The sequence below is a fragment of the Winogradskyella ouciana genome (genome assembly GCF_009709615.1).
Lineage (GTDB): Bacteria > Bacteroidota > Bacteroidia > Flavobacteriales > Flavobacteriaceae > Winogradskyella > Winogradskyella ouciana.
Genome location: NZ_WJYA01000008.1, coordinates 29,587 through 41,926 on the forward strand (window position 1 = coordinate 29,587; position 12,340 = coordinate 41,926).

The window sequence follows — 12,340 nt, forward strand, 5'->3', positions numbered from 1 at the left end:
TATTCTATTGGATTGATTATATGAATACTAAATTTAATCAATTATGATGACACAGCTTCTGTAATTGTTCATATACTGGTTGCATTTCGTTAAGGATTTTTTGAAAATGTTGTTTTTCCCTATTGCTCATCAGCACAAAAAACACAAGATCGTTCTGAAATTGTTTATACACTTTAGAACTTTCATCTAAATGCCAATTATCTATAGGTAAAGTGGCCATAATTTCATCTCCTAAGGATGCTTTGGCATAATCTGCATATTGAAACCCTACCTGGTTATCATCTTCATAAGCAAAAGCGCGTTCTATACTATGGTTTCTATTTAAATCTAGTTGGTATATGAGATTGTCTAGTTCTGCATAATATCTAATTAGTGTCTTTTTTAACGATTCGTTTTTTATGAGATTTAATTTACCCGAAGAGGTAATATCCAATATCGTTACTTTACTAGGCACAAAAGCGTTGGTTCTTAAGCCTTGTATATAATTATCGATAAGGTATTCTTTGGATTTTTCCTTTTTTGGCAATTCTAAAAGAAGTGCTTTGCTGGTTCTGATTTTATAGTCTGATTCTTCAGACAATCGCTTTATATTTTGGCGGTCTAATTCAAAATCCTCGAGCAATCTACAGTAATATTCATCTTCTGTTATACTGTTTTTCCTTGATTCATTCCAATTATTGATTTGTAACGCAATTAAAATCCCAATAACCACTAGGATGATTTCGCCTATTGCGTACAGTAAGTATTTTTTGGTTCTGTTTTGGTTTATCATAGATTGACGTATATGTCTAAAAAACTTTATCATTGGTTGTCCTTCATTATTACATTTAATCAGAGAGTTCCTTTTCAATAGAATTTAAAAGCGATTCAATATTTTTTATTACTCCCTCACCTCTGTTTTGAACTGCCGCATTCTCAAAAGCTATTGCAGATAATAATTTCAGAAAAGCATCATCAGTTCTTATTTTGTTGTAATCTTCCTGAGAAATTTTAAAATCTCCATAGTATTTTCTGCTTAAATTGAATTGCATAGTGAAATATTTCAATAATAGTGGTTCGCTATGTAATGCATGAAAACGCAAACGCTCCTCCTCGTACCTTTTGTAGTAAGGATAAGACCTTTCGTAAAGCAGAGAAATATCATTTCTTAAACTATCGTTTGAAATTACTTCTACACCTTTAGATTGCAATAATTGATATCCACTTTTGTTAGGATCAAAATGAGGTGTAACTCTAAGAATAGAAATGACTTTAAAAATCGAATCGTTAGGGAATTCATTATTCTTAATAAATTCTCTAACATCTAAACTTGCACTATTTATATTGTCCATATAGGACACATCGTCTTGTAATTCTTCGAGATCCATACTTAAATTAACATGAAGTTCTTTGAGTATTTTCTCTTCCAGATTTTTTGTTTTTCTTTCGTCATTCCAATTGTTGATTTGAAGCGCAATAAGAATCCCAATGACCACAAGGACGATTTCGCCTATAGCATACAACAAGTACTTTTTGGTTCTGTTTTGGTTTATCATAGATTGACGTATGTGACGGAAAAATTTAATCATTGGTTTTAAAGTTCATTCTCAATTAAGCTTATTAAGCTTTTAATATCATTATGCAATACTATACGTTCACCAATCAAATTGTCAACAACTAATAGTTTCAGTGCAAGCGTACTCGTTATTTCTTTGTTTTGCAATAATGTCCGATAATCATTTTGGCCAATTTCAGTAAGCTTAAATTTGGGGTTTCTTTCATTTAGCATTTTTACGATATCAAGGTATTTTATAGTAACCTTATCGACATTAAGTTGTTGGACGGTCATGTTATCATCGACTTGAAAACGAAGATCAGTCATTGAGTTTTCCAGTTTAGTTAGTCTATCCTTAATTTGTTGATTTGTTATTAGCGATACCTTGCCCGAAGATTTAATATCACTATAGGTTTGAATAATTGGTGAAGTAGTTTGTAAACTTAAAAAAGACTCATAAAAAAGAGAATCTGCCTTAGAATGGTCAAAATATCGTTCTCTTTCTGGTGAATCGGTTAAAATAATTTGAAGGCTTTTTGATATGGTTTGCTCTCTGATAATTTGACTTTTAGATTCCTGTAAGGCCTGCTTTAAATCTGTTGTGAGATTTAAAAGAATTTTATCTTCTTCTAAATTAATTTTTCTATTTTCATTCCAATTATTGATTTGTAGTGCAATGAGAATCCCTATTACGACGAGAATGATTTCACCAATGGCATAGAGCAGATATTTTTTGGTTCTGTTTTCTTCCATAAGTTTATATCTAATATGTCTAAAAAATTTTATCATCTTAGTTACTCATATCAATTTCATTATTAATCATTTTTAAGATTTGTTCTGTTCTCACTCTTAAAGCTTCGTTACCTGATTTTTGTAAACTAGATATCGTGTTCCTATACGACACTTTGTTTATAATCTCTAGTTTGTTTTTGGGTTGGTTTATGATTTGAATTGCTAGCGCTTTAAGCTCATTATCATTGACTGTTTTATTTTTGAAAGGATAAAAGTCATTGAATTTTTTAACCATTCTCTCAGAATTCCCATAAGAAGCAAATCCACCTACTTTAACAAAAGTGTCAGTTGTTAAGTTATCTACGAGATTGGTGTTGTTGATATTTGTGTTTTTGGCAAATAAGTCTATTTGTTGATTAAAGGCTATGAGCTCCTCTTTTAACTCTGTATTTTGAATGATATTAATTTGATTAGAATTCAACATCTGTAAAAGCGTTGTGTTTGCATTAGAAAATGTCCAGCGTGTTGTTAGATCATTCAATTTTGGAAAAACACTGTCCATATCATCAAAACCTCCATTCAATTCGAAATGCTCAATAATATCATTTGAATGGTCGATTATAATATTTTCATAATCAATATAGACATCTAACATACTTATCTGAGTTTTTAAATCGCCCTTTAAATTGTGTAGATATGTAATTTCCTGATTGCGCAATTTTTTATTTTCATTCCAATTATTAATCTGAAGCGCAATGAGTATCCCAATAACCACGAGTATGATTTCACCAATCGCATAGAGCAAATATTTTTTGGTTCTGTTTTGGTTTATCATGGATTGACGAATATGGCGGAAAAATTTTATCATTGGGAGAGTGCTTTCAATTCGTTATTAATATCATTTATTATGGCTTTTAATTTTGCCTTGATACTCATTGTATACATCAAGAACAATCTGCTTTGGGTGGCATACGTTCTAATCATTGTTTGATACCTTTTATTGGTTTTTAGCGCTTCATAATCGTGTGGAACCATTCTTGCATCAATGATGCCTTCGTGGCTTAAATCGAAAAACTGGACTACATCAAACAATTCGATACATTGTTCTTGAATGTAGCGGTCCGAGACGAAGAAACCTTTTTCCCAGATACGCAAGGATTCATATCTGTTATCGTGCATATTGATAATTTTTTTTCGCAATGAATCATTAGAAATTAAATCTAAACCTTTTGTTTTTAACATATCGTAGGGTCCATCATTGCTAATAAGTCGGGTGAGCTGTAATGCCGATGCAAAATGGAGACTTAAAGAATCGTGATAAGGCGCATCGGATTTTAATTGTTTTAAAATTATAGTACCAGATCTAGATGCCTTGGTAAGGGCTTCAATATTTATATTCAAATCTAAAGTATCTGCCTTAAACCCTTCCTGTAATTCTTTTAGCGCTTTTATTTCGGCCTTTACGAGCTTTCTGTTTTCATTCCAATTATTAATTTGAAGAGCTATAAGGATCCCAATGACCACGAGAATAATTTCACCAATGGCATAGAGCAGATATTTTTTGGTTCTGTTCTGATTTATCATGGATTGACGGATATGTCTAAAAAATTTAATCACGGTTTTCTAATTCTTTATCTATTAAATCAATTAAATATTTGGTGCGCTCTAATAAAAGTTCGCATTTATTTCTACTATTTTCTGCACTATAGCTCCTACCCTCTAATTGCTTAAACAATTCATATTTTTGATCTGGCATTAAATCGTTTTTAAGATAAAGCGTACCGTTATCCCTAAGATTAATTCCCAATTTATTATTTAGCACATAGGTCCCAAACTGACTATTCACTCTATATAGATTGTTATGATTTACAACCGACTCGGTATAATCCAAAAACTGATAGTACTCCACTATATCTTTATGTAATTGCGGATTGCTTATTACGGCTGTCTTTCCTCCAGTACCCATATTATTAAAAGTGGCCTTGTTGGCCACAAACGTTAGACGTACAGAAAGGGTGTCTAGCAGAACTGCAAGTCTCTTAACCTCAATATTAGAATTAAGCATATTAAGACAAGAGTCTGCATAGGCCATAAAAAAGTTTTCCTTATCTATTTGTCTTTGAATTATTTTCTCTTGAAGATTAAGGTCGCTTTTTAAACTAATTAAGGTTCTTTTTTCAAGATTTTTGTTTAAGCGGTTATTATTCCAATTATTGATTTGTAGCGCTATTAATATCCCAATAACCACAAGGATGATTTCTCCGATGGCGTAGAGCAGGTATTTTGAAAAACGATTTTCTTTAATCATGTTATTGCGGATTTTACGAAAGAATTGAATCATAATTATCTTATTTTATTGTTTCCGCAAGCGGCTATCTCAACCAAATGTCCACAGGACATTTGATTTTGCTTTGCAAAATTTAGTTTCGATAATCTAAAAAACTTAATCATGTTATTTTGCTAATTCTTCATTCAATTCCGCGAGAATATTGTTAGTTAATTCCTTTATAGCATTTTGGTAATCTAGCCTGTTTTGCTCTAAACCAAACTTCATTATTAAATTACCCAAAAATGTTTCGTTGTTCATATGCTGCTCAATTACCATTAGCTTTTCACTTTCACTAATTGATTGTTCTTCCCACTTAAGATAACCATGCAAAACTTCTGGAAACAGTTTTGTTGAATAATGACTGGATTTATCTACCAATGCGGTGGCAAGAGCCACAGCCATGGTTTCGTCCTCAAAGCCAAATTTTACTTCTGCGGAAAATTTTGCCAACAGTTGTACAAGGTTTTGATTTTGTATGGTTCCCGTTTTACCAGAACCTATCATGGCATCATAAGTACCATTAACGGGTTCTATCCGCCAATAGGAAAAAGCACCTCTATAGATATACTCACCCAGTGTATTTAAGTCAATTTCTGTATTACCTCTTCGCATCTCACTAATAAGTTGTCGGCAATATTCAACCACTCTTGTTTGTTTCTTTATGGTTTCATCTAAATTGGTACTGGTCTCTTCAAAATCATCTTTAAGGGATTTAAGAATTTGTTGTTCTTCATTTCTTTCTAGCCTGTTGGTATTCCAATTATTGATTTGGAGTGCTAGAAGAATACCAATGACCACTAGTATAATTTCGCCAATGGCGTATTTAAGGTACTTTCCTTTTTTGTTTTGTTCCATGAGGTTATATCTTATTTGACGGAAAAATTTAATCATTCGTTAATAGAATTATTTTATTTATCAACTTCTCTAATCGGCTCAATACCAATCTATAATTTACTACTGCCCATCCTAAGTTATCTAATTGGTTTTCAAATTCAATATCATTAAATAGCTTTACATAATCCACATTAAACTTGGATGATTCTTCCCAAGCCATTAGAGAATACTTGTCAATATTTTTCATGGATGCATTTTCGGTTAGATATGGTATTACCATATGCTGGTTAAAGTCATCTAAAGTTTTCCAGGCCTCATCTAATTCGTCAAACTCAGCAGACCAATTAAGAAGCTCGTGTCTAAGGGAATCATTTGTAATAAGGTTTAGGTTGCCTGTGGATAAGATTTCTGTCAAGGTATTCTGTGTTGGGTGATATTCAAAAACGTCTACTGCAGCTGCCAGTAAGCTGTCTATATTTTCTTTTTGAAGTTCCTTTTCATCTGCCTTCATTTTTGACATTAGATACCGAATAGCCTCTTCTGTCTCCTCATATTGGCGAATGCTTTTCTTAATTTTTATTAAGTTATTGCTAAACTCTGAGTTAAAATTTGCTCGCATCTCATTTTCTAACTCACTATTATTACGCTGTTCTTTCCAATTATTAATCTGCAATGCAATTAAAATCCCAATAACCACCAGAATAATTTCGCCGATGGCGTAAATTAAATACTTGTTGAATTTATTTTCAGACAGGAGACTTTGACGTATGTTTCGGAAGAATTTAATCATCGATTTTTATTTAAATAGTTTACAATTGAGTCTCTTATTGATAATGATTCTTTGTATTGAACGACGTATCTTCTGTTTAGTGCGTGGCCATAGGTAATTTCTTGATTTATAAGTCCAATAAAGTCTGGTTGTTTTAATGATTTAAAAACTAATTTCAAATCTCTTGGATCCATGTTTTTAGGATCAGAGGGAACGTATGGAATTAAAGAATTTATTCTGCCTGCATAATCTGTTTTGAGATTATCAAGATATGATCTTGAAAATTCGATGTAACTATAATAACCAGAAATGCTATTGCGAATAGCCTCATTTTGGATGAGGCTTAGATTACCAGTACTTATAAGATCCCTGAATGTGTTGTCATTCATGGGTATTCCGCCTATGCTACCAATACCGCCTTTACCTATCGAACCAACAAATTCAATAGTGTCCTTAGGCTTATAATCGCCATAAAAATAGTCTTTTGCCAAACGGAGTCCATTGAGCTTAGAATCATACCGCAATACCCATCCGTTAACATAACTAACACTATCTCTTTTTAGATCTTTTAATAAGTTCTGTAGATAGCTTGTTTCTATAATTTGATTTTTCCTATTTTCATTCCAATTGTTGATCTGCAGCGCAATGAGAATTCCAATAACCACGAGTATGATTTCACCAATCGCATAGAGCAAATATTTTTTGGTTCTGTTCTGGTTTATCATAGTCTGACGTATATGGCGGAAAAATTTTATCATTGGGAGAGTGCTTTCAATTCGTTATTAATATCATTTATTATGGCTTTTAATTTTGCCTTGATACTCATTGTATACATCAAGAACAATCTGCTTTGGGTGGCATACGTTCTAATCATTGTTTGATACCTTTTATTGGTTTTTAGCGCTTCATAATCGTGTGGAACCATTCTTGCATCAATGATGCCTTCGTGGCTTAAATCGAAAAACTGGACTACATCAAACAATTCGATACATTGTTCTTGAATGTAGCGGTCCGAGACGAAGAAACCTTTTTCCCAGATACGCAAGGATTCATATCTGTTATCGTGCATATTGATAATTTTTTTTCGCAATGAATCATTCGAAATTAAATCTAAACCTTTTGTTTTTAACATATCGTAGGGTCCATCATTGCTAATAAGTCGGGTGAGCTGTAATGCCGATGCAAAATGGAGACTTAAAGAATCGTGATAAGGCGCATTGGATTTTAATTGTTTTAAAATTATAGTACCAGATCTAGATGCCTTGGTAAGGGCTTCAATATTTATATTCAAATCTAAAGTATCTGCCTTGAACCCTTCCTGTAATTCTTTTAGCGCTTTTATTTCGGCCTTTACGAGCTTTCTGTTTTCATTCCAATTATTAATCTGCAGCGCAATAAGAATCCCAATGACCACGAGAATGATTTCACCAATAGCATAGAGCAAATATTTTTTGGTTCTGTTCTGATTTATCATGGATTGGCGAATATGGCGGAAAAACTTTATCATTGTTGTGTCACTTTTTCTAAAATTTCTGAAATAATGTCGTCAGCTTCCTCTAAATATTGTTTCATAAATTGTGCATATAAAACTTTTTCGTCTATTTGATTCTCAAACCTCACGTCATCAAACAGTGCCATATTACTCACATTCAATGAGGATGCTTCGGTTTCTATACGCTTGTGGTTTATGTTACGTATAGAGCCATACGCTTTTATATAATCTATAATGTCTTGAGAACTTTTTTCTACTCTTCGATTCCATTCTTCTATGATACTTATATGCTTTTCCCAATTAAATAGTAGTCTTTTAAGTGTATCATTTTTAATCAATATTAATTTACCTGTGTTTTTTAGTTCATTAAGCGTGAAATTTTTTGGCTTCCAAGTAGGAAAAAAAAGAGACTTCTCAATCATCTTATTAAATTCTTCTTCCGAAACATTAATTTTTTCTTCACCTATGACAGCCAATATGTCTAATCCTCCATTTTTTGTATAGTCTACAGACTTTAATACGTTTTGTAACTCATTACGGTTAGCTTCAAATTCTTGTAAAAGGTTTTCTTTAATATTCAGCAATTCGTTATTTGCTTTTCTTTCCTCATTCCAATTATTAACCTGCAAAGCAATGAGAATTCCTATTACTACCAGGATGATTTCGCCAATAGCGTATTTGAGGTATCGACCTGTTTTATTTTTACTCATAAGCTTGTATCGTATTTGACGGAAGAATTTAATCATTAGCATCTAGGTTTTGATCAATATGTTGAATTAACCCTTTTGAGTTACTTAAGGAATATTCCATTTCGTCTTTGGTCAGTCTAAAAAGAATTCGCTTAAAATTGCTAATTCCTTGAAATGCTGCAGCCAAATGCGCTAAGTCAATATCTTTCCAAACTAACGAATCAATAAGCTTACCTTGGTCGTGCAAGTCGGTAGAGCCAAAAGTGTATGTATCGACATACTGCGCCAACTTTGCCCTGTAATCTTTGGTAATGCTCTCAACCATACCTTCTCGGTAAAATTTACCATTGTAATAATCTTTTATATGGGCTTTAAGGGAATCATTCATTACATCAATGAGTCCTGTGTCATTTAAACTTTTATAGGCGTTGGTGTTGTAAAAGATTGGATTGTTCCAATTTGGGTTGAATTCATTTCGGGTAATTTTCAACAGTGTATCAACCGTTGCTTTTGGCATTGCCATACGCTCTCTAAGTGATTCATTGAGCTGATATTGATAATTTACATCTGGTAGATGATTGGCAATTAAAAGTGAATCTTGAACCAAATCTGTTTTTAAAGCCTTGAGGGCTTTATTTAAATTGGCATTTGTTTTTCTTTCTTCGTTCCAATTATTAATCTGAAGCGCAATGAGAATCCCAATAACCACAAGGACGATTTCTCCAATGGCATAGAGCAGATACTTTGAAGTCCTGTTTTCTTTTACGAGTCGTTGTCTAATATGTCGAAAGAATTTTATCATCTTAAATTTTCTAATTCATCATTGATTAGCGCAGTACATTCTAGTATATTTTGCTCTAATTGCCTATAGTTATTAAGCATATACACTCTCAGGTCTTCATTCATTACAATGGCATTTTTAAATTCTACATCATTTTTAAGTGTCTCAAAATTGATTGGTTGTCCTAACTGTTCGCCAGTTATGGAATTATTATCTTTTTTTCTGACCTCAATTCTGCTTAAAACAGTTGGCATTACAATCTGATATTGCATAGCATGGTCATCTTGGATTTCAAAGTCAATTACATTTTGGTAATAGAAAGAATAAAGTTTTGTAATTGCTTTTCTTAAACTGTCATTAGTAACTATTTCTAACCCCTTAGATTTTAACGTTTCATAGGCACTATAGTTAACCACAGATCTTGTTGTATAAAGTAAGCTCCCATAATAGACATCTAATGAATCTGAATATGTAACATTGTGATTAAGACTATTTAAAACAATTCGACTTGCATTAAGCCTTGTTTCATTAAAACCTATATTAAATCTTACATCTTCTAAATCTGCTTTTAAATTATTGGCAATTTCATGGAGATACTTTATTTGTACCTCCTTGGTTTGCATGTCGGTATTCCAGTTGTTAAACTGTAACGCAATCAGAATCCCAATAACCACGAGGATAATTTCGCCAATGGCGTAGAGTAGATACTTGCTGAACTTACTTTCAGCAACTAAGCGTTTTCGTATATTTCTAAAGAGTTTAATCATCCTGCAATTCTTTATCAATAAGTTTAATGATGGAAACGATATCTTTACGAAGGGCTTCACTCTGTATTTTTGCAAACATGGAACTGGAAATAACTGTCGATAATTGATCTGCGAGTTTAGGATTGGCAAGAAATGCCTTTACATCAAAAGGATGTTTCGATTGGCCAAAATCTTTGGTAGTGGTATTATTTTTGTCCAATAACAGTGTTTGTACCACATCAAGTTTGTTCCATTTTGCGGCATTTAAATCCCTAACGGGATAATTCTCATATAAAAAGGGCATGTAAGTGTTTCGTAATATGAAAATCCATGCCACCTCTTCTTCAGTAACCTGTACAAGATCACTAGGCCATTTTGAAAGTTTACTTCTTAATTCTAAATTTTGGATAAGGTATAATCTTCCCCCGCTTATAAGATCATTTGTAATTGGATCGAACGTTGGTGATACCGAGGAACGTGCTAAATATATAGCCACAGAATCGAGGTTGCTAAGATTGGGGTTGTCGTGGTATTTTAAGAGGGTTGTTCCTGAGTGGATCATTGCTGTACGCATCGATATTTTTTCATCCAGCTGTTCTAGATTTGCTTTAAATTCTTCCTTAAGTTGCTTTAATGTATTTAATTCCTGGGTCTTCAGCTCGTTTTTTTCTTTCCACCCATTTAAAGAAAGGGCAATCAAGATCCCAATCACCAAAAGGATAATTTCGCCAATGGCGTAAAGCAAGTATTTTTTGGTTCTGTTTTGGTTTATCATGGACTGACGTATATGGCGGAAGAATTTTATCATCTATATTTTCACATTAGTTTTTAAATAATTATCTATTAATTTCTTGATGAGATTTCCTTTTTCAATTGCTTTTTCATAAAACTCCTGCTGCGTTCGCGATTGGTATAGACTACCAAAATTCAATCCCTCCATTTTACTATCATTTTTAATCTGCTCAACATCTAACGAGATAGGCTGTCTCTTATCATTCTTATAATAGTTAACCACTAAAGGATGTAAATTGCTTCCTTTTCTAATATATTTACTGTAAGTATTAAAATAGTGTGGTTCTATTTCATTTTTTATAAAGGTATTCGATATTTCTTCACGCTCTTTTACTCGGTCTAATAAGCTATAATATTCAGAAATTTGATTTTGAAGTTCAGTGGGAAAAACCGAATATTCTCCACTTAAAATTAATTTATCGTAGGCCGTTCTGTCATTATAAAAATTTTGTTCAAATAATATTTCGACCAAATAATTAGTGGTGAGTCTATCGTAAGGTTTTATTTCCTGAAATTGATGAGATAATAGTTCGCCTGCCGATATTTTAGCTGTAATGGATTGATTAAGCTCTTTTAGTTTTTGAATATCATCAGATACATTTTGTGTCAACAATTTTAATTGTTCTTTCGCAGATTGTTCTGTTTTAGATTGTTCATTCCAATTATTAATCTGAAGGGCAATGAGAATTCCAATAACCACAAGAACGATTTCGCCAATGGCGTAGAGCAGATATTTTGAAGTCCTGTTTTCCTTTACAAGTCGTTGTCTAATATGGCGGAAGAATTTAATCATTAATGTTTGATTCAATTAGTTTTAAAGTATCGGTTAAATAATCATTAAACACCTTGTAAGAATTAATTGCATACATATAATTTAAGGCATTGTTGTAAACTTCATTTTCAAATTCAATGGTCCGAATAGTTTTATTATAATCAATTTTGAAATTTGATTTGGCAATTTTTTTTAAGTTCAAATCGTCTTCAAAAAAATCTGGAACTGCCATATTTCTCAAAAGGGCTTTATTAGTTAATGATGGAATAAAGAAGTCAAATAAATAGTCTCTATAAATTACAATATCATCCTCTGTATCAGTCTGAAAATAAGACCAATTAGATAATTTATTCTTTAAATTCTTATCTCTTATCAAGTTAATGGATCCTGTATTTAGCATTTCATCAATTGATCCGGTTATGATATCAAGTGATTTTGTTTTATTAATAATATCATCTACTAATTGTTCAATTTCTGAACCGTCAATACTATCATGATTCCTAATGATTTCGAGTAAATTTACTGAAGCTTCATAGGCTTCCATAAAACTAGAAGAAGCATCATTAACATTATTAATATTAGTATTGAAGTCAATTTTAAGGCTTTTTAAAATGGCTTGTTCTCTGTTTCTATCTTTTTGTACTTCGTTCCAATTATTAATCTGAAGCGCAATGAGAATCCCAATGACTACAAGGATAATTTCGCCAATGGCGTATTTGAGGTACTTGCCTGTTTTGTTTTCACTCATAAGGTTGAATCTGATTTTTCTAAAAAACTTAATCATAGTTTCTGATTTTTCCGCAAGCGGCTATCTCAACCAAAGGTCTACCAGACCTTTGATTTTGCTTCATTTCGACTACGCTCAATGTG

At 32.3% G+C, this 12,340-nt stretch carries 16 protein-coding genes; all 16 read right to left on the minus strand.

Annotated features, from left to right (window positions below):
- Window positions 1-37: 37 nt before the first annotated feature.
- Window positions 38-805 carry a DUF6090 family protein gene (locus tag F1003_RS13000; RefSeq protein ID WP_162306981.1) on the minus strand — a complete coding sequence of 256 codons (768 nt, stop codon included), beginning with the start codon at window positions 803-805 and terminating at the stop codon, window positions 38-40.
- Window positions 806-827: 22 nt separating this feature from the next.
- Window positions 828-1,568 carry a DUF6090 family protein gene (locus F1003_RS13005; protein ID WP_155089874.1) on the minus strand — a complete coding sequence of 247 codons (741 nt, stop codon included), beginning with the start codon at window positions 1,566-1,568 and terminating at the stop codon, window positions 828-830.
- Between the two features lie 5 nt (window positions 1,569-1,573).
- Window positions 1,574-2,287 carry a DUF6090 family protein gene (locus F1003_RS13010; RefSeq protein ID WP_155089875.1) on the minus strand — a complete coding sequence of 238 codons (714 nt, stop codon included), beginning with the start codon at window positions 2,285-2,287 and terminating at the stop codon, window positions 1,574-1,576.
- 37 nt (window positions 2,288-2,324) lie between these two features.
- Window positions 2,325-3,134 (minus strand): DUF6090 family protein, encoded by an 810-nt coding sequence (locus F1003_RS13015; RefSeq protein ID WP_155089876.1) that lies wholly within the window; start codon window positions 3,132-3,134, stop codon window positions 2,325-2,327.
- Window positions 3,131-3,883, minus strand: coding sequence for a DUF6090 family protein (locus F1003_RS13020; protein WP_155089877.1), 753 nt, complete (start codon window positions 3,881-3,883; stop codon window positions 3,131-3,133). The genes F1003_RS13015 and F1003_RS13020 overlap by 4 nt, the downstream gene beginning before the upstream one ends.
- Window positions 3,876-4,574, minus strand: coding sequence for a DUF6090 family protein (locus tag F1003_RS13025; protein WP_235898384.1), 699 nt, complete (start codon window positions 4,572-4,574; stop codon window positions 3,876-3,878). The genes F1003_RS13020 and F1003_RS13025 overlap by 8 nt, the downstream gene beginning before the upstream one ends.
- A gap of 144 nt (window positions 4,575-4,718) precedes the next feature.
- On the minus strand, window positions 4,719-5,486 hold the full coding sequence (locus F1003_RS13030; protein ID WP_155089879.1) for a DUF6090 family protein: 768 nt from the start codon (window positions 5,484-5,486) through the stop codon (window positions 4,719-4,721).
- Window positions 5,479-6,219: a DUF6090 family protein gene (locus F1003_RS13035; protein ID WP_155089880.1), complete on the minus strand. Its 741-nt coding sequence runs from the start codon at window positions 6,217-6,219 to the stop codon at window positions 5,479-5,481. The genes F1003_RS13030 and F1003_RS13035 overlap by 8 nt, the downstream gene beginning before the upstream one ends.
- Entirely contained in the window at window positions 6,216-6,956 is a 741-nt protein-coding gene (locus F1003_RS13040; protein ID WP_155089881.1) for a DUF6090 family protein, read from the minus strand. Before F1003_RS13040 ends, F1003_RS13035 begins: the two co-directional genes overlap by 4 nt.
- Window positions 6,953-7,705, minus strand: coding sequence for a DUF6090 family protein (locus F1003_RS13045; RefSeq protein ID WP_155089882.1), 753 nt, complete (start codon window positions 7,703-7,705; stop codon window positions 6,953-6,955). Before F1003_RS13045 ends, F1003_RS13040 begins: the two co-directional genes overlap by 4 nt.
- The gene (locus tag F1003_RS16860) at window positions 7,702-8,436 is read right to left on the minus strand and encodes a DUF6090 family protein (RefSeq protein ID WP_202913898.1); all 735 of its coding nucleotides are present in this window, start codon (window positions 8,434-8,436) and stop codon (window positions 7,702-7,704) included. Before F1003_RS16860 ends, F1003_RS13045 begins: the two co-directional genes overlap by 4 nt.
- Window positions 8,429-9,181: a DUF6090 family protein gene (locus F1003_RS13055; protein WP_155089883.1), complete on the minus strand. Its 753-nt coding sequence runs from the start codon at window positions 9,179-9,181 to the stop codon at window positions 8,429-8,431. The genes F1003_RS16860 and F1003_RS13055 overlap by 8 nt, the downstream gene beginning before the upstream one ends.
- On the minus strand, window positions 9,178-9,927 hold the full coding sequence (locus tag F1003_RS13060) for a DUF6090 family protein (RefSeq protein ID WP_155089884.1): 750 nt from the start codon (window positions 9,925-9,927) through the stop codon (window positions 9,178-9,180). The genes F1003_RS13055 and F1003_RS13060 overlap by 4 nt, the downstream gene beginning before the upstream one ends.
- A complete protein-coding gene (locus F1003_RS13065; RefSeq protein WP_155089885.1) occupies window positions 9,920-10,714 on the minus strand; it encodes a DUF6090 family protein in 795 nt (264 codons plus the stop codon). The genes F1003_RS13060 and F1003_RS13065 overlap by 8 nt, the downstream gene beginning before the upstream one ends.
- Window positions 10,715-11,491 (minus strand): DUF6090 family protein, encoded by a 777-nt coding sequence (locus F1003_RS13070; protein ID WP_155089886.1) that lies wholly within the window; start codon window positions 11,489-11,491, stop codon window positions 10,715-10,717.
- The gene (locus F1003_RS13075; RefSeq protein WP_155089887.1) at window positions 11,484-12,254 is read right to left on the minus strand and encodes a DUF6090 family protein; all 771 of its coding nucleotides are present in this window, start codon (window positions 12,252-12,254) and stop codon (window positions 11,484-11,486) included. Before F1003_RS13075 ends, F1003_RS13070 begins: the two co-directional genes overlap by 8 nt.
- Window positions 12,255-12,340: the final 86 nt, after the last annotated feature.